The sequence below is a fragment of the Bacillus benzoevorans genome, assembly GCF_014207535.1.
GTDB classification, from domain to species: domain Bacteria; phylum Bacillota; class Bacilli; order Bacillales; family Cytobacillaceae; genus Bacillus_BD; species Bacillus_BD benzoevorans.
In genome coordinates, this window is record NZ_JACHGK010000010.1 from 1 (window position 1) to 23,338 (window position 23,338).

Below are 23,338 nucleotides of genomic sequence, written 5' to 3' on the forward strand. Positions count from 1 at the left end.
AGATGATCAGGTTGATAGGTCTGGGGTGGACGCGTGGTGACACGTGGAGCTGACAGATACTAATCGTTCGAGGACTTAACCAATTATGATGTTGTTACGTTATCTAGTTTTGAGAGAACAAACTCTCTAAAATAATAGTCTGGTGACGATGGCGAGAAGGTCACACCCGTTCCCATCCCGAACACGGAAGTTAAGCTTCTCAGCGCCGATGGTAGTTGGGGTTTTACCCCTGTGAGAGTAGGACGCCGCCAGGCAACAACCCCTATTAGGTTCTAGTAGGGGTTTTCTTTATAGGTGCAAAACAATCAATCACAATACAAATAGGGTGCGAAATCGCAATGATTTTCTCACCCTATTTTTTATTGTTGGATCAATGTTTTTGGGAGACTAGCATATAAAATTGCAATCTAAATCACATAGTCAATAACAATTTGCAAATAGATATTCTCTATCTGAAAAATGAATGGCTAAAACAGATGCAAATGACCAGCAGATTTTCCTGTGATTAATATGAATTCTTATACCTATCCTGTGGAGAATCCCTTTGCGAATTACCACGCCTTTTTAAAAGGTGAGTAGTTCAATAATGTATTTCTAAAATCATCTGCCCCAGCTTTTCTTTCGTTTCTTTTACCTTCTCCAAATGATCCAAAAGAAAGCTTCTGTCTATCTGACTTTCAAATACAACAGGTATGACAGAATAAAACTGATTAGACAAGGCGATGACGTCATTAGTGCTGCCATTATGTAACTTCTCTTCAATTTCAGTTAAAATCTGTAGACCTCTGTGAAGCTGAATCTCTGAAAGGTTTCCCAACGGAGTTTGGAGCGAGATAGTGGGGGCTTGGGAGTACGGATGGATCATTTTACCTTGATAGGGAGTTCTAATTGGATTGAGGAATAATTCGTCCCATTCTTCGTCTATCACAATTATTTCATATCCTTTTTTGCGTTTAGAGGAAAGAATCCTGTCAAATTCCTTTTTAGCTTTAAAGCGTGTTTGAAAATATCTTTCTTGTTTTCGCGGTGGTCTTCCTAGACGACCGTATTCCGTATAGATGCGGAAAGTGTATTCACCTGATCCTTCGTGGAATTCCATAACATAAAATTTATTAGAATTACCCAGAAACGAAACGTAATTTAGCACGACCCGTTGTTCCACTTGCTTTATAGCAAAAGAAGGAGTGTCTTTCACATAAGGAAAAGATGTATTTATCATATGGACTCCTCCTTTTTTTGTTTTAGTAAAATAATGAAGAGTCAGCTTCCTCTTTGAATTATATTAAAATGAATGAAAAAAGTATAGGGAGGAAAGCGATGAAATGGAATGAAAATGTAAGTCTATATTAGTTTGCTAGAATAAACAAAAAGAACTCTATAATAGAGTTCTTAGATGTGCCTTTATTAAACTGCCTTATTTGTTTTGTTCACAATCGTATAATTCTTGTGATTGACTACGGTGCGTTCAAAAGGGAAATCATCAATCTGAGTTCCTTTAACTAATTCGACTATAACCGAATTCTCATATACTTTCTCAACAATCCCTCTTACACTACCTTTAAATTCAATCATATTTCCAACTTCAGCAATTTTCATTTTATTTACTCCTGCCTTTTCTTCTTTGTTATGTTACTATTTAGTTTTCTGATTTTTCTAAATTATAGAATAAATGGAAGATAAATTCAACAAAAAAAGGAATTAGTTCGATGTATACCTGCATTTTATAAAAACGTTTTCAATTTGTATAGGGATAAGGACCAATTTCAAATTATTGTTAAGAAACCCAGACAAACAATGTTCTTATTTACGAGATTCAAAGGTAAGCTGCTCTGATACCTGATTAAACCTAAGAGAGGCTTTCTGTTTCGTTTGCAAACTATAATTATAACTTTCGGTATTTATAAATAGGTTCTGTTAAACTTGGTTGTTGATTTCCGTTCCAGGCAATTCGCTTTCCGCGGGCGACAGACGAGCCTCCTCGCCACTTCGTGCCTGCGGGGTCTCGTCTGTCTCGCTGTTCCCGCAGGACATTGAATAAGCTTCCTCGAATCCGCCCACGCACGATGAAAATGCGCAGCATTTTCGGAGGAGTCTTCGTGCCTTCCACTCCAATCAACAAGGTATTAAATATCAACATCGACCTTTAACACAGCCTATAAATAAATACAATTAATATCCAATTAATATCCACTTTATAAAAATTGAATATATTTCCCAATTGTTCACAATAATAGTGAGGGAAAATTAGCTTAAGCTGATCAAATGAATCGTTTTTAGCAAAACTTATTGTGCGGGAAAAACAAGCTGCTTTATGGACAGAGCTCATTCTCGTAAATAATTTGGAGGTAAACATGGGAAGAATTATTCATTTTGAAATTCATGTAGATGACATGGAACGGGCTAAGAAGTTTTATGGAGAGGTCTTCGGTTGGACGTTTCAAGATTACAGTGAGTATGCGGGAATGCCTTATTTTGGGGCAGTGACTGGTGCTGATAGTGAACTTGGAATCAATGGTGCTTTGATGCAGCGTCAAGGTCTGCCGCCGGAGACAAGTCAGCCTTTAAATGGATATGCTTGCACAATGGGTGTCGGAAACTATGATTCAACTGAAGCGAAAATCCTTCAGTTTGGCGGCAAGACAGCAATGCCTAAATATGCCCTTCCAGGAATGGCATGGCAGGGATATTATCTTGATACCGAAGGGAATATATTTGGCATCCACCAGCCGGATAAGAACGCAAAATAAAAAAGATACAGAATAATTGTTGTGAAGCGCAATCCCTTTGGACTGGGCTTCTTTTTTTGGTATGGTAAAAATAAGCTTAAAGAGAGGTAATTGGAATATAAAATTTGGTGAAGTAAAGGAGAAACGATTATGAAACGGCTGCGATTAGCTAATCTGCCAACACCGATTCAAAAACTCGATCGTCTAAGTGATGAGCTTGGGGTAAATTTGTATTTGAAACGTGATGATTTTACGGGGACGGAAGTGAGCGGTAATAAAGTAAGAAAACTGGAATTTTCTGTTGCGAATGCCTTGAATCAAGGCTGCGATACTTTGATTACAGCTGGCGGCATACAATCCAATCATTGCCGGGCAACTGCTGCTGTTGCGGCAAAACTTGGATTAGGCTGCGATCTTATCGTCAGGGGAGAGAATCCCGAATCCATAGAAGGAAATCTTTTTTTGGACAGGGCGCTGGGAGCCCGTGTCCACTTGATTCCTCCCGAACAATCGAGAGAAGAGAAAATGGATGAGGTGGTGAAGAACCTGAAAGAGCAGGGTCATAAACCCTATCTCATTCCTGTCGGTGCATCAAATGCAATTGGATCTTTAGGCTATGCCGCTGCGATGGAGGAGATTACGAAGCAAGAGCAGGAGCTGGGGATAGTCTTTGATACGATCGTAATTGCCGTTGGTTCGGGCGGAACCTATTCCGGTCTTTGGTATGAAAATCAGAAACAAGGGGCAAAACGTAAAATCTATGGTTTTGCCGTTGATCATAATAGGGAAATCTTTGTGGAAACCATTTCGAATATCATAAATGAAATGTACCGCAATGAAGGTTTAGAGGAACCGGCTCAGTTAAACGGTATTCTGATAAATGACCAATATATTGGGACTGGTTATGCGAAAAGCAGACCGGAGGAGATGACCTTCATTATGAAAGTCAGCCGGGAGTACGGATTCCTTTTAGACCCAGTTTATACTGGTAAGGGATTTTACGGCATGATATCAGAAATTGAGAAAGGAAATTTTAAAAATGCGAAAAATATTCTTTTTATCCACACTGGCGGTCTGCAGGGATGGACTCTTGAGCAGAGGGAAATGGCGTTAAAAATATTATAGGGCCATTTCAATTGAAGCATTCCAATTAATGCATGCCTTTGTTAATGAAAAAGCGTTAGTTCACGTAAAATAATCAGATAAACAATATGTTAAGGAAAAGCTTAAAGCCTTCAGCTAATTGAAGGCTTTTTTTGTACCCACACTTATCGCTGCCCTTACAAATTTTGTGAAAATAATCAACAAACTTATGTCCCTGGTATAAAAGTTATTTATAGTAATAACAATAATAATAAATATCATGAATATTTTTTATGTGAAATACTTCACAAAAGTCAGTTAAACATGTAAAATATCCTGTATAATAATTATTTCTGAATAATTATAAAGATATTGTTTTGTTAGTAAGCTAGGAGGGGATTTTCTTTGTAAAAGTAATACAAAAAAATGAAAACGTTTCCTATTTATTTTCGGGTTTCGTCCCGCAACAAAAGTAGAATCTTCTCAATTAAAAACTAACAAGAGGTGAATTTATGGCTGAATAAGAAAAGTTCGATTTGATTATTGTCAGTGGCAGTTTGCCGGTCTGACATACGAAAATTAGCTAAATAATTGCCACAAGTTATTTATCTAGTAGTTTAAATATTATTGTAAAATAGAATTGAAAAAATTTTCCTCGTCTTTAAATAGAAAATTAAGGGAATATATTCTATGATGTATTAGTAGTTTAATCTTGAGGATGTCATTCACATCGAAGAAATACTAGCTGTACAAGCAGGAAGGAGCAGATGTATGAGTATGAGAATAGGTATACCCAAAGAAAGCATGACCGGCGAAACCCGTGTGGCTGCAACACCGAAAACCATCGGACAATTAATCAAATTGGGATTTCAGGTTGCAGTGGAGTCTAAAGCAGGTGAAGCGTCAAGCTTTACAGATGAATTGTATACCAGTGCAGGTGCTGAAATTGTGACTGCTGCTGAAGTCTGGCAATCTGATTTAATCTACAAAGTCAATTCGCCAAATGAGGAAGAAATCGCAAAGATAAAAGAAGGGGCAACAGTAGTCAGCTTCTTGTATCCAGCCCAGAACCCGGACTTGGTTAAAAAACTATCGCAAAAAAACATCAATGTATTGGCGATGGATATGGTACCAAGGATTTCACGGGCGCAGTCCATGGATGCATTGTCCTCTATGGCAAATATCGGCGGCTATCGGGCTGTAGTGGAAGCTTCACATCATTTCGGGCGCTTTTTTACCGGTCAGATTACTGCTGCAGGTAAAGTACCGCCTGCAAAGGTACTAGTCATTGGTGCCGGGGTAGCGGGGTTAGCTGCCATTGGTACAAGTAAATCACTTGGAGCTATTGTCCGAGCTTTTGATACCCGCCTTGAGGTAGCAGAACAAATTGAATCCATGGGCGGAGAATTTTTAAAGCTTGAATTTGAAGGGGAAGAGGATGGATCTACTTCCGGCGGATATGCCAAAGTCATGTCAGATGAATTTATTAAAGCGGAAATGGAGTTATTTGCTGCTCAGGCAGAAGAGGTAGATATCATTATTACCACTGCACTGATTCCGGGAAAACCAGCACCTAAGCTGATTACTCGAGAAATGGTTGACAGTATGAAGCCTGGTTCAGTCATCGTCGATATGGCTGCAGCTGCAGGTGGAAACTGTGAATATACGGTGCCTGGCGAATTGCATGTAACTGAATCCGGAGTTAAGATAATTGGTTATACGGATCTTCCAGGTCGTCTGCCTGGCCAATCCTCGGAAATGTACGCAACCAATTTACTAAATTTAACGAAACTGCTTTGCAAAGAAAAGGATGGCAATATTGTCATTGATTTTGAAGATGTCGTATTGCGCAATATGAGTGTCATTCATAAGGGCAAGATTACTTTCCCACCGCCACCGATTAGTGTGTCAGCGGCACCGGTGAAGAAAGAAGAAGCTGTAGCAGCTGCACCGGCGAAGGTTGAGAAAAAGCCTTCTAATTTAAAATATGTATTCGCGATAGCTGCAGTTTTACTGTTCGGATGGGTAGGTCATGTATCGCCGCCTGAATTTCTCTCTCACTTTACCGTTTTTGCTTTGGCTTGCGTGGTTGGGTACTATGTCGTTTGGAATGTTACTCATGCGCTGCATACACCGCTAATGTCTGTTACGAATGCGATTTCGGGAATTATCGTGGTCGGGGCACTGTTACAGATCAGCAATCCAGTATTTGCGGTCAAAATACTAGCCTTTATCGGAATATTAATTGCAACGATTAACATTGTTGGGGGCTTTACTGTTACTCATCGGATGTTAAAAATGTTTAACAAAGAGTAGGAGGTGCACTGATGTCTGAAGGATTGGTTACTGCAGCGTATATCATTGCTGCGATATTGTTTATTCTAAGTTTAGCAGGTTTATCAAAACAAGAGACAGCAAGAAATGGTAATAAATTTGGAATTATCGGAATGACAATTGCATTGATTGCAACTATTGTGCCTATTGTGTATATTGATATTCAGAGCATCATCTACATTTTGATTGCTATGCTGATCGGAAGCTTAATTGGCGTTCGTTTGGCATTAAAAGTAGAAATGACTGAAATGCCGGAATTAGTTGCGATTCTGCATAGCTTTGTCGGTTTGGCAGCTGTATTAGTTGGTTATAACAGTTTTCTTAATATCTTTACAGGGGAACATGTTCCTGAAACTTCTACGTTACTGAATATTGAATTGACTGAAATTTTTCTTGGAGTTTTTATCGGAGCGATCACTTTTACCGGATCTGTTGTAGCTTACGGAAAACTTCATGGGAAAATAAGTTCAAAAGCACTTACGCTTCCATTTAAAAATGGGCTTAACCTGTTAGCTGTTATCGGATCTATTGTACTTATGGTTTTATTTATTATGGATGGCGGTTCTACTGGTGGCAATTCGATGATCTATCTGGCTGCTATGACAGCCATTGCATTGATATTTGGCTGGCATTTAGTTGCGTCAATCGGTGGTGCGGACATGCCGGTTGTAATCTCCATGCTGAACTCTTATTCAGGATGGGCAGCTGCCGCAGCAGGATTTATGCTTTCTAATGACCTATTAATTATTACAGGTGCCTTGGTTGGTTCTTCAGGGGCGATCCTGTCGTACATTATGTGTAAGGCAATGAACCGTTCTTTTGTTTCCGTTATTCTTGGCGGGTTTGGCAATGAAGGAGCAAGTGCCGGTGCTGATGAGGAAATGGGCGAGTACCGGGAAATGAGTGCGGAAGATGTTGCCGATTTGCTAAAATCGTCCAGCTCCGTCATCATCACACCAGGTTATGGTATGGCTGTTGCTCAAGCTCAGTATCCGGTGGCGGAAATTACAAGAAAACTGCGCGAGAAGGGTGTAAACGTTCGTTTTGGTATTCACCCGGTTGCAGGCCGCCTTCCTGGTCATATGAACGTCCTTTTAGCTGAAGCAAAGGTACCATATGATATTGTTTTAGAAATGGATGAAATTAATGACGACTTCTCGGATACCGATACTGTTCTGGTAATCGGGGCAAATGATACCGTGAATCCTTCGGCGCTGGATAATCCAAGCAGCCCGATTGCTGGTATGCCGGTTCTTGAAGTGTGGAAGGCACAAAATGTAGTTGTATTTAAACGCTCAATGAATGCCGGATACGCAGGGGTACAAAACCCGCTATTCTTTAAAGACAATTCTTATATGTGTTTTGGTGACGCGAAAGACAGCGTACAAGCGATTCTTAATGCATTAAAATAATACTAAAACAGCACTGGAAAATTCAGTGCTGTTTTTTCGCTTAATTTGAATGAAATGTCTAGCGTCTAACCCAAAATTCCCCTGTAAACTCATCCCCCACCAAGTGAGGCCAAGCTACACGCCCCCTATAAGGACCCGAAATCCCAAATCACCACCCCCGATTTCATTTTTATATTATAAATTTAACAAAGGGATAAATACTAAGAAAAAAACTAACATTGATTTAGTAGCGGAGGAAAATATGGCACAAAAAGAAGGTCTGTTAAAAAGAGGAAACAAATCGGCTCTTATTGCTGCAATTGTCAATACGATTATTGCTATTATTAAAGGAACGGCATATTTTTTTACTGGAAATGTTGCGATGTTTGCTGAAACGATGCACTCTTTGGGGGATGCGGCCAATCAATGTTTTGTATTTATTGGCAGTGCCTTGAGTAAGAAGTTACCGACTGAGCGCTACCCGAACGGTTTCGGACGGCTGGTGAATTTAGTTTTGCTTGGTGCCGTCATTATCGTGGGGATTATGAGTTATGAAACCATCAAAGAAGGCTATCACCATATTTTGCACCCGACAGAATCCACTGGGATTCTGATCAATATTTCGATTCTGGCTGTTGGGGTCATAATGGAGTCTTATGTTCTTTATAAGGCAATGAAGGAGGTGCTCCATGAAACCCATATTGAAGCAACAGGATTTAACGTTGTCAGCAAAAGCTTTGCAAGTTTGAAAAGAGCTAAACCGGCAACAAAGCTTGTTTTCATGGAGGACCTTGTTGCCACATCAGGCGGTATCATTGCCATCATTGGCATTTTACTTTCCTATTTTTTGGGTCTGTATGCTGCCGAAGGAATTGCTTCCATCATGATTGGAGTGATGATGTTTTATGTAGTAGGGAGAGTATTTTTAGATAATGCCAAAGGGGTACTGGGTGAAACAGATGATGATTTGGAAGAACAAATTGCCCAGTTAATCTATACACATCCGGAAATAAAGGACATTCCTGCCTTGTTCGCTATGAAAGAAGGGGAAGATTTTCATGTGGAAATGAAGCTGGAGATTAACCCTTCCTTATCAGTAGAACAGGCGCTTAATCTGAAAAACCGGATTGAAGCAAAGATCCTTGAAATGAAAGGTGTCACCGATGTCATCATTGAATTTGAAAAAGATGACGGTGTGCAAAAATGGGAAAATGACTACATGCCAGAACCAGGATAAAAATGTATAGAAAATATAATCTATACAAAAAAAGGACATTGAATTTCGCCATCTATCGGGCGCAAGTCATGTCCTTTTCATATTCATATAACGATTGTAATTAATTCGAAAAGTAACTGAAATAGAGGATTGATAGAATGGAGGGAAGGATTAACAATGAATATAGGGTAAAAGGGAGAACATAATGGAATCACATGTAGAAAAAGCTTTAACAGAGTGGAAAAAGGAAATCATTATTTTATTAGATAAAATTGATGAGGAATATGAAGAAATAAAAAGTGAGTTGCAAGTATACAGCTATAAATACAACATCACCAAACAAGTAGTTCAGTCCACAATGCATGAAGAAATTATCCGGAATATTCGTGAACAGTATCAAAAACCATTTGAAAAAAAGTTCAATGAATTGAAAGTGACTATCAAAGATTTAGAAGAAAAGAAAAAGGTTTATCAAATGTTTATTGATAAAATTGATAAAGTTCTTGAATGAGGTGGGACAGGTATGGGATTTCGGGTGCTTATAAAGGCCGTGAAGTTTGGCTTCACTTTATGATAGGATGAGTTTACAGGGGTATTGGGGGTTTAGGTGCTTTTTCTATTCTCCGCAAAAAAACAGCACTGAATTTTTTACATAAAAATTCAGTGCTGTTTTTTATTATGAAATGGTAGCAGGTTTAGATGCAGGACTGTTTTCATTTTCTATTTTGCTTACTGCTTCGGCGCTTGTATCCACGTGTTTAATAAACAGCGCTAATACTAAGGCAACAATGTTGACTGCAAAAGCAACGTAGAAGGAATATTGAATGCCGGCTAAGAGTGCCTGCTGTGTCAACGCAGCAGTTGAAGCCTCTGTTAATGCTGCCGGGTCCATTCCTGCCATTAAATGTTTCGCTTCGGTCTTCGTAACCGAGTTCATGATGGTCACTAAAATGGCTGTTCCGATTGAACCTGCTACTTGCTGTGCTGTGTTATTAATGGCTGTGCCATGCGGATTTAATCTCGTTGGTAATTGGTTTAAGCCATTTGTCATAATCGGCATCATCACCATTGCCATCCCAAACAAACGCAAAGTGTAGATGAGAATAATATGTCCTATGCTGGAATCAATTTGCAGGTTTGCTAACATATAGGTTGAAACTGCTGTAATCCCAAGACCAACTACTGACAATAGACGCGGGCCGATTTTATCGAACAATTTGCCGGTGATTGGCGACATAATTCCCATTACAATTGCTCCAGGCAGCATCATTAACCCTGAGTGCAGCGGGGAGATTCCTCTGACACTTTGCACATACGCCGGTGTTAAAATCATACCGGAGAACATGGCAACTGAATTGACAATCGAAATAACAGAGCTAAGGGCAAACATAGGGTACTTATAAACACGTAAATCTAACAATGGTTTTTCCATTTTTAGCTGGCGGATGACAAAGATGATTAATGCAATGCCGCCGGCAATTAACGCTGTTAAGACGACTGCATTTGTCCAGCCGTCTGAACTGGCATCGCTGCACCCATATAATATACCGCCAAAGCCAATACAGGATAATACCACTGATAAATAATCAAGATCAGCGTTTTTGTTTTGTTCCATTACATTTTCGCTCTTCCAAATCGCCAGCAGCAAACTAATCATGGATAAAGGCAGAATCATTTCGAAAAGCAGGCGCCAGTCATAATATTCGACAATGTAACCTGATAATGTCGGACCAATGGCCGGTGCTGTAATCATGACTAAGCCGAAAATCCCCATGACAGCCCCGCGTTTATTGCGCGGAAAACTGATTAACATGATATTCATTAATAAAGGTCCCATGACAGAAGAACCCGCTGCCTGAACCATACGTCCGGTAAGCAAAACGCCAAAGTTCGGAGCAAATGCAGCTAAAGCCGTTCCTAATGTAAAAATAGCCATGGATGTAATAAATAAACTGCGGTTCGAGAAGCGGGTTAATAAAAATGCTGAAGCTGGTATTAACACACCGCTGACAAGCATAAACCCTGTAACCAGCCATTGTACCGTTGAGTAATCGGCGATTTTTAAATCAATCATAATTGACGGCAGTGCGACGTTTAATAATGAGTTATTTAAAAATGATACGAATGCTCCAACGAATAAGATGACAATCATGGCATAGGGCGGTTTTTTCTGTTGTAAAGCTGAATCCATATTTCTCATCCCTTTTGTCATATATATTTTCACTTGATTTATTTTATACCCGAAGTCTAAAAATGACAACTGTTTTATACCGATGGTACAAAATCATTGTTTTTCCGTAAGTTGGATCTTATACTAATCCATAGTTACTTGATTGGAGGCAGGCATGAATAATCGAAAAAGAAAAGTTGCTGACATTGCCTTAAAGCTGTTTGTAGAGAAAGGAATTCAGCAAACCTCAATCCAGGAAATAATTGACAGGGCGAATATTTCAAAAGGGACTTTTTATAATTATTTCTCGTCAAAAAATGATTGTGTGGCGGATATTTTAGAATATCTCCGTTATGATGCAAGTCAGCAGCGAATTTCTATACAATTTGGCAAAGATGCAAAGGATCGGGGAGTGTTTATTGAACAAATTACGATCTTATTACGATTGAATGAAGAAAGAAATTTACAAGCTCTGTTTGAGGCGATATTATCTTCGAATGAAACAGAGCTAAGAAGGTTAGTTTTACAGCACCGGATGATTGAGATGGAATGGCTTTCCGAACGTTTTATCGAAATCATGGGCGAGGAAATCCGGGAATACGCCTTTGAAGGAGCGATTTTATTTTACGGAATGCTCTCATATATGAGGTTTACGATGAGGATTTCAAATAGTACGTATTCTGTACATCGTTTAGTGGATGTTATCTTGTCCTATTTGGAATTGATCGTATCTTATATGATCAATAATCAAATCTCCATATTGGATTATTCCGCTATTCATTCATTACGAACCCGTGTGGACAAGAAAAAAGTAACGATAGCAGAACTGCAGGAATTAGCCCAGCAGCTGCAGCAACAATATAAATTTAATGATGAGCAGCAGGATTTGTATGATGCGATCACGCATGAGCTGCAGCAAGAAAGAATAAGAAAAATCGTCCTGCAGCATTTATTAAAACCCTTTCAGCAGTTATTTAAAGAAACATTGATTGAAGCACAGGTGAATACCTTTGCGAATCTGGTTTGGTACTATTTGAAAACCATCTAATTGAAAGAGGTGCACTTGTTTTATGACGCCAGGCGTCCGAAATGAGACATTCCAGTTTTTTCGTGATAACATTAGCAAAACAGGATGAGGAGGTTTTATAGCATGAATATTTTACTGCAGGGAGCAGGTGCTTTGGGAGCTTATTTTGGCGGGCGGATGCTGGAAGCCGGTTTGAATGTTTCTTTTTTTGTCAGAGAAAAACGTGCCGCGCAATTAGCTGGTGAGGGCCTGGAAATCAACAGCCCTGAGGGGGATTTTGCAACGAAAGATTTCAAGGTTTATACATCCCCTGAAGAAGTCAGTGATATTGATTTGCTGATCCTCGCTGTAAAAGGATATCATCTTCAGCAAGCGATTCCTCAAGTGGAAATGATTGTAAAGCGGACTAATTGCTTTGTGTTGCCTTTGTTAAATGGGATGGAGCATATCGACATTTTACAAAGGGTCATTGGAAAAGAAAAAGTGCTCGGCGGGTTTGCAGCAATCATTGCGACTCTAAATGAACATGGACATGTCGTGCATACAAGCGGAAGAAGTATGATCAAATTCGGAGCACTTCACAACAGTCAGCTGGACACATGCGATAAACTGGATGCGATACATACACAAGTCAAAACAAACATACTGAGAGAAGACGATATTTTAAAGCATATGTGGAAAAAATACATCTTCATTACGGCCTTCTCCGGAATTACTTCAGCAACACAACTGCCGGCAGGATATATTTCGAGTCATGAAGCCGTGTTTAGTGTGGCAAGAAACATGGTCTATGAAATGAGTATGCTTGCAGAAAAAGAGGGCATTGTATTATCAGAACAGGAAGTTGAAACGATGGCCATGCGGATAAAAAACCATCACAAAGATGCCACATCTTCCATGCATCAGGACATGAGAAAAGGACTGCCTATCGAAGTGGAACATTTACAAGGCGGGGCCCTAAGATTGGCTGCCAAACACGGCGTAAAGGTTCCGGCCATTGAAACCATATATGGAATACTGAAACCATATGAATTCGGTAAACCGGAGTAAGCAAATTGATAGATTAAAAAAATAATCTTAAGAGCCTTTCCAGTGGAGAGGTTCTTTTTTATGCAGTAAACCGGTTTTCCTGCTATGATATGACCATGACGATTATGCCTGCTATGCTCATTTCCAGCTTCAGCATCTTGGTGAATGGATTATTTTATTTAGCCGGCCTATTGGAATTAATTGATGGAAAAGAGATTATCCATGAAATCAATTGATGATGTACGGTAAATCAGTAAATAAAAACAGCTGTTTGAAGAGCCTCTCTACTTCAAACAGCTGTTTTGCTTTGTTGGAAAATACTATGAAGGACAAAATTCAGGGAAAAAGTAAAATAATGTCCTTCATCTCCAATATCTATCATTTGTCCCGCATTTACATTTCAATCCCAGCCATCCTCTTTCCTTCATCCATTAACTCCATAAACTGATCAAATAAATAGTTGGGATCCTCCGGTCCGGGCGAGGCCTCTGGATGGTACTGGACAGTAAAAGCAGGATATTTATTATGCTTCAGACCTTCAACAGTCCCATCATTTAAAGCCACATGTGTGACCGTTAAATCCGTTCCCTTAACAGAATCCATCGTGACCGTATATCCATGATTTTGCGAAGTCATTTCGACCCTGTTGGTTTCCAAGTTTTTCACAGGGTGGTTGGAGCCGCGGTGGCCAAACTTTAGCTTATCCGTATCTGCGCCGCATGCCAGCGCGACTAATTGATGACCTAAACAAATGCCAAACAATGGGATCTTTCCTAATACCCCTTTAATCATTTCGATTCCTTCTGTGATTTCCTTTGGATCTCCGGGACCGTTACTCAACATAATACCGTCAGGGCTTAAGCGCAATATTTTTTCTGCTGATGTGTCATAAGGGACAACAATCACATCGCAATCGCGCTGTGTTAACTCACGTAAAATTCCGTGCTTCATCCCGAAGTCAACGAGCACCACCCGATGGCCGCGTCCGGGCGCCGGATAGGATCTTTTCGTGGAGACCTGTCGTACCTGGTCCCGCGGCCAGTCCGCTTTCTTCAGATCCGCAACGACTTCTTCCACTACGACCTCCATGCCGCAGAGTCTTCCTTTTAGAACCCCATGTTCGCGGATTTTCCTTGTCAGCTTTCTTGTATCAATATCAGCCAAACCCGGGATGTCCTTGTCTTTTAAAAAGGTATCAAGCGGATACTGGCAGCGGAAATTAGAGGGGAACTCGCAATATTCCTTGACAATCAGGCCGTTAACGGTCGGTTCGATCGATTCAAAGTCATCCCGGTTGATTCCGTAGTTGCCAATCAGTGGATAGGTGAGGGTAACAATTTGGCTGCAGTATGAAGGATCCGATAAAATTTCCTGGTAGCCGGTCATCCCTGTATTAAAAACAACCTCTCCCATCATTTCCTTATCACTGCCAAAACCATATCCAACAAAAACACTGCCATCTTCTAATATCAGTTGACGTTTCATGCTAACGATACTTCCTTTCTCCCCATCGCTGAATTCATCGTATTTGCTAAAGATTAAACGCTTATGAATAAATTTATTATAGCCGATACCTATTATTCCACTTATGGGCACGATTATGTATAAAATGGAATAAACAACATGTTTATAGTGCTTTCACTTGGGCTGTGAAGGGCATAATAATAGAACTAAGGCAGACAATAAAATGAATGTTGTGATGACGCTAAGGATAAACAAATAAATCATGATTTTAAAAAGAAAGACAAGGTGACAAGATGACAAATAGAAGTGAAGCAGGATGGAACTTTGACAATAGTTATGCATGGCTGCCAAAAACCTTTTATTCCTCCCTCAATCCTACGCCGGTAAGCAAACCGAAGTTGATCATTTTCAATGAAAAGCTTGCAGAATCACTGGGTTTGAATGGAAGGAATCTCCAAAGTGAGGAAGGGACAGAAATATTCGCCGGAAACAGGCTGCCAGACGGAGCAGTGCCCCTTGCACAAGCCTATGCAGGGCATCAATTCGGTCATTTTGCAATGCTCGGAGACGGCCGTGCTATTTTGCTTGGAGAACAGATAACTCCCGATGGCAAGCGTGTCGATATTCAACTCAAGGGTTCAGGAAGAACACCTTATTCCAGAGGGGGAGACGGCCGCGCTGCGCTTGGTCCGATGCTGCGGGAATATATTATAAGTGAATCAATGCAAGCCCTTGGCATTCCTACAACACGGAGTCTTGCCGTCGTGACTACGGGCGAGGACATCATCCGCGAAACTCTTCTGCCCGGTGCGGTTTTAACTCGTACAGCCTCCAGTCATCTGCGCGTTGCAACCTTTCAATATGCAGCGAATTGGGGAACGGACGAAGACGTTCGTACTTTGGCAGATTATACAATAAACAGGCATTATCCAGATATTGAAGAAAATGAAAATCGCTATCTTTCATTACTGGAGGAAGTGATCAAACGTCAGGCTTCATTAATTGCGAAATGGCAGCTCGTTGGTTTCATCCATGGGGTAATGAATACGGACAATATGGCTATTAGCGGGGAAACGATTGATTACGGTCCTTGTGCTTTTATGGATACCTATGATCCGGCAACTGTATTTAGTTCGATTGACAGACAGGGTCGTTATGCTTACGGCAATCAGCCGTATATTGGCGGATGGAATCTTGCCCGGTTTGCCGAAACCCTGCTTCCGCTGCTCCATGAAGACGAGAAGAAGGCAATCGGGATTGCCGAAGATGCCCTTGCAGGCTATAATGAGCAGTTTCAATCCTATTGGCTGGCAGGAATGAGAGCTAAACTTGGTTTATTGAACGAAGAAAAAGAGGATGAAACGCTTATTGCAGATCTGTTCAAAATGATGCATGCCTATCAGGCAGATTATACAAACACTTTCCGGGCGCTGACATTTGAAGACTATGAGGACACAGCCCTGTTCGGGTCTAAAGAATTTACTCAATGGCATGAACAGTGGCAGGCGAGAAGAGGAAAACAGGAGAAATCAAATGAACTATCCCATCAGGTAATGCAAAGCAGTAATCCTGCTGTTATTCCGCGCAACCATCGGGTTGAAGAGGCGCTAAAGGCTGCAGTCGAAGAAGGAGACTTCAGTGTGATGGAGAAACTACTGCAAGTTCTTGCTAAACCTTTCGCACATACTCCTGATCAGGAGGAATATTGTGAGTTGCCCGAACCGTCAAAAACGCCATACCGCACTTTTTGCGGTACATGATTGGAACAGTTGCTAAATAGATCGTGCAGCCATTGAAGCTCATTTATAATTTGCGCAAGGTTTTGGAAAAGAGGAATGTCAATAGAGGTATTGGATTACTCCATTACCTCTATTCTTTACTCATTTAGAGCTAATGGGTTTGTTTGTTATGTCACTGATATATTTTAAAAAAATCCCATATAATCGATGTGTGTTTGGATCAAGAGGATCAGTCTGAAACCCATAAAATTTAAATATTGACAAAATAAACAACAATATTTAATATTTTACTTGTTAACTGATTCTAATTTTTGGTTAACAAGTTACAGCGATTAAAAGATTCATAAATATTATTCCTGCTTTTCCGCCAATAAGAATATTGGGAAATTGAAAGGATGGTAGAAAAATTGCTTGAAGAAATATTTTACAGTGTTAGAATGAGAGCTTCCCAAAATGGACCTCATGAAAAAGGTGGAAAACATATATCTGGCGGGGAACATATATCAACATATGACAATTTGAAAACGACCGTAAATGTCCTTTTGGAAAAAGCGTTATCTCATTCAAGGGGTAACCCGGATTTTATGAAAATTCAGTTTGAAACGATAGCCCAGCCGATAAAAAGGTTGAAACCATTATCGATTGATACAAATGTAGTGGGATCCGTAGAAGAAGGACAAACGGCGGCTCGGAATCTTTTAGTGAAAGCAGGAGTACCGACTGAAAGTATTGAAAAGGCATACAAAGAATTGGTGGAATATTCCGAACTTAGGGGAGCGATTTTGTTTGATATTGGCTCTGGTTTACGAATCGATGCTCGAAAGGAAAAAGGTGTCCGGGTTTCGAGAATGGACTGGTTAAACCCGAATTTTGAAAAATGGGCGGACCATTACAAAATGCCTCGAAGTCAAAGGGTGAAAGAGGCGCTTGTGCTTGCTACAAAGGTGAGTGCGCATCCCGCCACTGTCGCAGAATTATGCTGGTCAGATGATCCCGAATATATAACCGGTTATGTGGCTAGTAAAGGATTAGGCTATCAGCGAATCACGCAGCTAAAAGAGTATGGCGATGAATGCGGCTGCCGCATTTTCTTCGTAGATGGCTTGAGTGATCTTTCCTCGTACATAGACTATTTAGAAAAACGGCCAATCTTTGTTCAATGGGGTGAGGAGTGTTGATGCTTGATGAATGGCTAAACCTGAGACTTGAAAAAACAAAAGAAGCAGGTTTGTATCGGGAGTTTCGTACCATGAATACGGCTCCGCTGCCAGAGATGATGATCGATGGCCGAAGCCAGCTCGTTTTTTCATCCAATAATTACTTAGGGCTTGCGAACGATGAGCGCTTAGTGTATGCAGCAGAAACCATCCTCCACGAATTTGGAGTCGGAAGCAGCGGCTCAAGGTTAACGACAGGTCATACGGATTGGCATCAAAAGCTTGAAGACAAAATCGCCCGTTTTAAGCAGACAGATGCCGCACTCCTGTTTTCCAGCGGCTTTTTAGCAAATGTCGGTGTGCTATCTTCCTTGCCCGAAAAAGGGGATGTAATCCTGAGCGATCAATTAAATCATGCCAGTCTTATCGATGGATGCCGGCTCTCAAAAGCAGATACCGTCATTTATAACCACATGGACATGAATGATCTGGAAGAAAAGTTGAGGGAAACGCTTTCCTATAAACGGAGGTTTATTGTAACGGATGGCGTTTTTAGTATGGATGGGACGATTGCCCCGCTTGATCGGATCACTCGATTGGCGAAACAGTATGAAACCTTCGTGATTGTGGATGATGCACATGCAACAGGGGTCTTAGGAGAAACGGGCAGGGGAACAAGTGAATATTTTGATGTCCATCCTGATGTGGTCATAGGGACTTTAAGTAAAGCCATAGGGACGGAAGGTGGTTTTGTTGCCGGTTCGAAGGTATTAGTTGATTTTTTGCTCAACCATGCGAGGACCTTTATTTTTCAAACAGCCATGCCGCCGTCCATCTGTGCTGCTTCCTATGCTGCATTGGAAATCATTGAAGAAAGTAACGAAAAACGCCAGCAGTTAATTGTTAATGTAAAAAAAATAAAAAATAGTTTAGCAGAAATGGGTTATGTTATCAGAGGGGATTTAACCCCGATTATTCCTGTGATCGTCGGAGAGCCCCAAGCCGCTGTGATGTTTGCGGAAAAGCTCCGGGAAAATGGAATATACGCACCTGCTATTCGCCCGCCCACAGTACCAAACGGAGAAAGTCGTATCCGGCTAACCGTGACTTCTGACCATAGCTTAAAAGAAATAGAGTACTTGTTGGAGTGCTTTTATGTCATTGGAAAAGAAATGAACATGATCTAAAGAAGTGAAAACATGGATATGACGTTACTAATAAATCAATTGGTGGAAATAAAATGAGTCAATGTTTTACAGAGATGGGAGTGACTCATCTCTGTAAAACTATCACCATTGGGTGCAGGCACCATCCAGAAATTTGGCAACACATTGGTGATTGTATGATAGGGGGCTAAAATGACAATGAATATATCTCAAATCAAACCGATTTCCTTTACTACTTCCGAGTTTTTTCAAAATCCCTACCCATTTTATGAACAGATTCGCGCCATTCATCCGATCTATTGGGGAAATCCGTTAAAGCAGCCAGGATGGTATGTGACAGGCTATGAAGAAGCCATCTCCATTCTGAAAGATACTCGATTTAAAAATCGCATCCCGCTGCCCCAGACTGCAAAAAAATATGAGCAACTCAAAAACATTCAAAATGACATGATGCTTTTTAAGAATCAACCTGACCATAAACGGTTACGTTTGCTGGTTAGTAATGTTTTTACGCCTAGAATGGTGGAACATCTCCGTCCTTACATCCAAGAAACGGTAAATGATTTATTGCAACAGGTGCAACATAAGAAATCAATGGATGTGATTTCCGATTTTGCCTTTCCTTTAGCCAGCCTTATTATCGCGAAAATATTAGGAGTACCCGGGGAAGAGCGGCACCAATTTAGAGAATGGGCCTTAATTCTAATCCAAACCATTGATTTTACCCGTTCGCGAAAGGCTTTAGACAATGGGAATGCCATTACAATAACTTTACGGAATTATTTTAAAATGTTGATAGAAAAACGGAAGATGCGCCCTGAAGAGGATCTGATCAGCCTGTTAATCAAAGAGGAACAGCAAGGGGATAGGTTAACAGATGAGGAATTACTTGCAACCTGTATTTTACTGGTTATTGCCGGTCATGAAACAACGGTCAATCTCATCAGCAATTCAATTCTTCTCTTATTAAAACATTCTCATCAGATGATGGAGCTAAAAGAAAACCCATCGCTTATTGAACATGCAGTAGAGGAGTTTTTGCGTTATGAGAGTCCGACACAAATGACAGCTCGGATTGCTTCAGAAGATATTAAAATTGGACAAACAACGATTAAAAAGGGAGAACAGGTCTATATTCTTTTGGGTGCTGCCAATCGAGACCCGAATCAATTTGCTCATGCTCATTTACTGGATATTACTAGGAATCCGAACCCTCATCTTGCATTTGGATATGGAACGCATTTTTGTTTAGGTGCTCCATTGGCACGTTTAGAAGCACAAATTGCGATTCAAACTTTCCTGCAGCAGTTGGAAAATCCTAAGCTAATATTTTCTGACCTTCCATGGCGAAAGTTGATGGGATTTAGATCGCTAAGCGAACTGCCAATTACTTTTGATTAGAATTTAGGGATTGTATTTATTTCGACAAAACAACCAACAAAATCATATGAGACTTTGTTGGTTGTTTAAATGATTAATAATTTAATTTTTTCTTCCATTTTAATGAGAATAAACTTGAAGAAATCGTAATAATAAAGAGTACTATTACAATAATAAATACTGCATAATAAGAACCCGTTGTATCGTAAATGTAACTGAATAGTGTTGTACCGAATGCTACACCTAACGTGGATGCTGACATAATTGTTGTATAAATAGATGCGTAATCACGCTCGCCAAATACCTCGCGGATGACGACTGGGGGAAGCAGGGTAGATCCGGAAAAACCTATACCAAATAATAATGCACCAGCATAGAGCATACCAATTCCGAAAGTATCAGAAATAAGTAATGCGACTATACCTAGCATACCAGCGCCGATACCGACAAATAGTGCTGCTTTAATACCTAATTTATCATTAATGGCACCAAGCATGAATTTACCGCCTGTCTGTCCAATCGTTACACAAGTTACACCTGTTGCAGCCATTGCAGCTGTGAACCCCACTGATTGAACAAAGTTTGGTACATGGAAGCTAACTGTTGAAGAGAGACCGAAAAGTCCAGTGAATAACATAACTAAATAAAATGCTGGAGATTTAATCGCAATACCCTTCAGGACACCTGTTTCAGGTGTTTTTTGCTCATCAGAAGTGTTAACATCTACTTTATCCGCACCATAAGCAGTCATATTTAGTTGTTCTGGTTTTGAACGTATGACAAAAATCGTGAATGGTAAGATTAGGATAGCTACGATTATAGCTAAAATAATATACGTTGAACGCCAATCGAACGACTCAATCAAAATACCTGTAATTTGGGCGAAAATCGCACCGCCGATCCCCATAAATGCCATAGCAATACCTAAAGAAGTACCAACTTTTATTTTAAACCAGTTGTTTATTATTAAGGGGATAGAACCATAAATTAAAAATGTACTGCCAACCCCTAAGGCAATACCCGAAACATAAAAAGGGAAAACCGAATGATAAGTACCCATTAACCCAAATGCTAGGGCGTTAATAATACCCGCAATCGTTAAGATATAACGAATATCGTATTTCTTTAGAACTTTTCCTGCAAAAGGAAGTAATAGTGTGATTGTTAAATACATTAATGATGTATACAAACTAATTTCAGAAACACCCACATTAAAGTCTTCAGCTACAGCACGATAAAGAATAGGTGCACAGCTAACGATAATCCCAACACTGGCTGCATAAATCGCAGCACTTGCCACCATAATCCACCAAGCATAATGAATTTTTCCTTGCTGTTTCATATTTCCACCTCATAAAGTAGAGAAGCAAACGCTGTTGCTTCTCCAGTTTATAATTTTTGATAAGTCTAGATTCTTTACATTATGAAGTTATTGAATTGTGAATCCGCCATCAATTGGTACAATTGCACCACTCATGAACTTAGCTTCATCTGATGCCAAGAATACAGCTAAATCAGCTACTTGTTCTACTTGTCCAAAAGTTCGAGTTGGTACTAAATCTTTAGGGATACTAGCTAAAACATCCTTTACTAAAGGTGTTTCAATTGTTCCTGGGCAAATTGCGTTAATTTTAATACCATAGCGTGCATATTCAGAAGATAAATGTTTTGTATATCCAATTACACCATGTTTGGTAGCAGTATAGGCAGCGCCGCCTTTACCGGCAACAAGACCTGCAATCGAAGCAATATTTACAATTGAACCAGTACCACGTTCGATCATGCTTGGTAAGACAGCATTTGAAAATTCAAATACACTTGTTAAGTTAATACTTAAGAAGAAATTCCATTGTTCTAATGTTGTATCTAATGATTTAGCATATTTATCGAATACACCTGCATTATTTACTAATACATCAACTGGACCGAATGTCTCTTCTGTTACTTTTACGCAGTGTAGAATATCTTCGGTTTTCATAACGTTTACTGATACAGCAATCGCTTCCCCGCCAAATGATTTAATTTCCTCAGCAACTGCTTCAGCACCATCTAAATTTAAGTCAGCTACTACTACTTTTGCGCCTTCTTTCGCAAAACGGATTGCTTCACCTTGTCCCATACCTGATGCTGCTCCTGTAATGATCACAACTTTATCTTTTAATCTCATATCCGATAACCTCCTATATTTCGCTAATAATGTATGCGCATTCATCAGCGCTTCAAAATTTGCAATAAATTTTTTTGAAATAACGTTTACAATTCACATTTTATACACATTTCTATATAATTAAAAATACTTATTAGTTATTTGCTTATAACTATTAGTTATAAAAAGTGGGGGTAATGATGGACTTAATAAAATTAAAATACTTTTATACAACCGCAAAATGGGAAAATATGTCTCTCTCTGCTAAAGAACTTTTGATTTCGCAGCCAGCGTTAAGTAAGGCAATTACAAACCTTGAGGCAGAGTTAGAAATGGACTTATTTTTCCGTAATGGCAAGCGCATTTCATTAAATGAAAATGGCCGTTTTTTATTTAAACGAGCAGAGCGTATTTTCTCAGAATTACATCATTTAGAACGTGGATTGGCGGAGAGACGAGGTGAAGGAAGTGGTAATTTATCGATTGTTACAACACTCCCCTATACATTTACAAATATCGTAGATTTATTTTTTTATGAATATCCACATGTGAAATATTTACAAGTTCCGTTATCGAAAGAAAACCTGCAACAGTTTATTGAAAATGGCAAGTATGATGTGTGTATTACCACAGAGAAGGTTGACCATCCAAATGTCGAGTGGGTACCATTATTTGAGGAAGAAATATTTTTAACTGTGCCGAAATTATACAAAGAGGTGAAAACAGGCTCAATTGACTTAATGGAATTAGATAACCTGCCCTTTATTGGCTTAACAAAGGAGTATAGTTTTCGTCAATTTACAGATCAATTTTGTAAATCAGTAGGTTATACAGCAAATTATCAAGTAGAAGTAGAAGAAGCAACAACGATTTTACAGCTTGTGAAAAATGGACGAGGGGTAGCATTTACACCCGAAACATCAGTTAATCTATATGAAGATAAAATAAGACACTTAAAAATTGAAAATAAAAAGTTTACACGTACGATCGGATTATTAAAGCATCGGTATTTATACCCGACAAAAATTTCAGAGGCTTTCGTTGCACATTGTCATCGCTATTTTAAGGATATAGAAAATAAAAATAGCAGATTTTAGGAGTGGAGGTGTTAATGTAGTGCAGCTCCTGCTTATCTAGTAGCGGAGTACTTTTCTTTAATATGGGGGATTCACAAAAAGGAAATCCATTTTGATCAATCTTTTTCAAAATGGATTCTATCTATTGCCATATAGTATGGTTCTATAAGGTATTCTTAATCAAACTTTATATATTATCAAAACATAAATCATAAAAAGTATATAAAATAATGA

The 23,338-nt window shown here is 39.6% G+C and carries 19 protein-coding genes and 2 rRNA genes; 15 read left to right on the top strand and 6 right to left on the bottom strand.

The features are described 5' to 3' along the window. Positions 1 to 83 (top strand): 23S ribosomal RNA (locus HNR53_RS13810); the annotation flags it as partial. A gap of 55 nt (positions 84 to 138) precedes the next feature. Continuing rightward, positions 139 to 254: ribosomal RNA gene (gene rrf / locus HNR53_RS13815) — 5S ribosomal RNA — on the top strand. A gap of 326 nt (positions 255 to 580) precedes the next feature. Here rrf and HNR53_RS13820 read toward each other — a convergent pair. Beyond that, entirely contained in the window at positions 581 to 1,219 is a 639-nt protein-coding gene (locus tag HNR53_RS13820) for a WGR domain-containing protein (RefSeq protein WP_184526974.1), read from the bottom strand. A 185-nt stretch (positions 1,220 to 1,404) separates the two neighbouring features. Continuing rightward, positions 1,405 to 1,596, bottom strand: a complete 192-nt coding sequence (locus HNR53_RS13825; protein WP_184526976.1) for a DUF2187 family protein — start codon at positions 1,594 to 1,596, stop codon at positions 1,405 to 1,407. Positions 1,597 to 2,351: 755 nt separating this feature from the next. Here HNR53_RS13825 and HNR53_RS13830 point away from each other — a divergent pair. The 6 genes from HNR53_RS13830 (at position 2,352) to HNR53_RS13855 (ending at position 9,261) form a co-directional block, all read left to right on the top strand. After that, positions 2,352 to 2,747, top strand: coding sequence for a VOC family protein (locus HNR53_RS13830; RefSeq protein ID WP_184526978.1), 396 nt, complete (start codon positions 2,352 to 2,354; stop codon positions 2,745 to 2,747). 129 nt (positions 2,748 to 2,876) lie between these two features. Next, positions 2,877 to 3,851, top strand: a complete 975-nt coding sequence (locus HNR53_RS13835) for a D-cysteine desulfhydrase family protein (RefSeq protein ID WP_184526980.1) — start codon at positions 2,877 to 2,879, stop codon at positions 3,849 to 3,851. A 729-nt stretch (positions 3,852 to 4,580) separates the two neighbouring features. After that, on the top strand, positions 4,581 to 6,125 hold the full coding sequence (locus tag HNR53_RS13840) for a Re/Si-specific NAD(P)(+) transhydrogenase subunit alpha (RefSeq protein WP_246439575.1): 1,545 nt from the start codon (positions 4,581 to 4,583) through the stop codon (positions 6,123 to 6,125). An 11-nt stretch (positions 6,126 to 6,136) separates the two neighbouring features. Continuing rightward, positions 6,137 to 7,555 carry a Re/Si-specific NAD(P)(+) transhydrogenase subunit beta gene (gene pntB, locus HNR53_RS13845; RefSeq protein ID WP_184526982.1) on the top strand — a complete coding sequence of 473 codons (1,419 nt, stop codon included), beginning with the start codon at positions 6,137 to 6,139 and terminating at the stop codon, positions 7,553 to 7,555. Positions 7,556 to 7,796: 241 nt separating this feature from the next. Beyond that, complete coding sequence (locus tag HNR53_RS13850) at positions 7,797 to 8,771, top strand: cation diffusion facilitator family transporter (protein ID WP_184526984.1); 975 nt, start codon at positions 7,797 to 7,799, stop codon at positions 8,769 to 8,771. Between the two features lie 184 nt (positions 8,772 to 8,955). Next, on the top strand, positions 8,956 to 9,261 hold the full coding sequence (locus HNR53_RS13855; RefSeq protein ID WP_184526986.1) for a hypothetical protein: 306 nt from the start codon (positions 8,956 to 8,958) through the stop codon (positions 9,259 to 9,261). Between the two features lie 165 nt (positions 9,262 to 9,426). Here HNR53_RS13855 and HNR53_RS13860 read toward each other — a convergent pair whose 3' ends face one another. Beyond that, positions 9,427 to 10,941, bottom strand: a complete 1,515-nt coding sequence (locus HNR53_RS13860; RefSeq protein WP_184526988.1) for a DHA2 family efflux MFS transporter permease subunit — start codon at positions 10,939 to 10,941, stop codon at positions 9,427 to 9,429. Between the two features lie 154 nt (positions 10,942 to 11,095). On the opposite strand from HNR53_RS13860, the gene HNR53_RS13865 reads away from it, so the two are divergent. Further along, the gene (locus HNR53_RS13865; RefSeq protein ID WP_184526990.1) at positions 11,096 to 11,968 is read left to right on the top strand and encodes a TetR/AcrR family transcriptional regulator; all 873 of its coding nucleotides are present in this window, start codon (positions 11,096 to 11,098) and stop codon (positions 11,966 to 11,968) included. A 102-nt stretch (positions 11,969 to 12,070) separates the two neighbouring features. Beyond that, on the top strand, positions 12,071 to 12,997 hold the full coding sequence (locus HNR53_RS13870; protein WP_184526992.1) for a ketopantoate reductase family protein: 927 nt from the start codon (positions 12,071 to 12,073) through the stop codon (positions 12,995 to 12,997). Between the two features lie 372 nt (positions 12,998 to 13,369). Here the strand turns inward: HNR53_RS13870 and HNR53_RS13875 are convergent, their stop codons facing one another. Next, a complete protein-coding gene (locus HNR53_RS13875; RefSeq protein ID WP_184526994.1) occupies positions 13,370 to 14,461 on the bottom strand; it encodes a carbamoyl phosphate synthase small subunit in 1,092 nt (363 codons plus the stop codon). A 272-nt stretch (positions 14,462 to 14,733) separates the two neighbouring features. Here HNR53_RS13875 and HNR53_RS13880 point away from each other — a divergent pair, with 272 nt between their 5' ends. The 4 genes from HNR53_RS13880 to HNR53_RS13895 all read left to right on the top strand — a co-directional run bounded on the left by HNR53_RS13880 (position 14,734) and on the right by HNR53_RS13895 (position 19,903). Beyond that, positions 14,734 to 16,200, top strand: coding sequence for a protein adenylyltransferase SelO (locus HNR53_RS13880; RefSeq protein ID WP_184526996.1), 1,467 nt, complete (start codon positions 14,734 to 14,736; stop codon positions 16,198 to 16,200). Positions 16,201 to 16,586: 386 nt separating this feature from the next. Continuing rightward, positions 16,587 to 17,357, top strand: a complete 771-nt coding sequence (bioW, locus tag HNR53_RS13885) for a 6-carboxyhexanoate--CoA ligase (protein WP_184527236.1) — start codon at positions 16,587 to 16,589, stop codon at positions 17,355 to 17,357. Then, on the top strand, positions 17,354 to 18,523 hold the full coding sequence (gene bioF, locus HNR53_RS13890) for an 8-amino-7-oxononanoate synthase (protein ID WP_184526998.1): 1,170 nt from the start codon (positions 17,354 to 17,356) through the stop codon (positions 18,521 to 18,523). The genes bioW and bioF overlap by 4 nt, the downstream gene beginning before the upstream one ends. 171 nt (positions 18,524 to 18,694) lie before the next feature. Beyond that, complete coding sequence (locus tag HNR53_RS13895) at positions 18,695 to 19,903, top strand: cytochrome P450 (RefSeq protein ID WP_377802088.1); 1,209 nt, start codon at positions 18,695 to 18,697, stop codon at positions 19,901 to 19,903. 73 nt (positions 19,904 to 19,976) lie between these two features. Here the strand turns inward: HNR53_RS13895 and HNR53_RS13900 are convergent, their stop codons facing one another. Further along, a complete protein-coding gene (locus HNR53_RS13900) occupies positions 19,977 to 21,224 on the bottom strand; it encodes an MFS transporter (protein WP_184527003.1) in 1,248 nt (415 codons plus the stop codon). Between the two features lie 87 nt (positions 21,225 to 21,311). Beyond that, on the bottom strand, positions 21,312 to 22,049 hold the full coding sequence (locus tag HNR53_RS13905) for an SDR family NAD(P)-dependent oxidoreductase (RefSeq protein WP_184527005.1): 738 nt from the start codon (positions 22,047 to 22,049) through the stop codon (positions 21,312 to 21,314). A gap of 176 nt (positions 22,050 to 22,225) precedes the next feature. Here HNR53_RS13905 and HNR53_RS13910 point away from each other — a divergent pair, with 176 nt between their 5' ends. Next, the gene (locus HNR53_RS13910) at positions 22,226 to 23,125 is read left to right on the top strand and encodes a LysR family transcriptional regulator (RefSeq protein WP_246439576.1); all 900 of its coding nucleotides are present in this window, start codon (positions 22,226 to 22,228) and stop codon (positions 23,123 to 23,125) included. Positions 23,126 to 23,338: the final 213 nt, after the last annotated feature.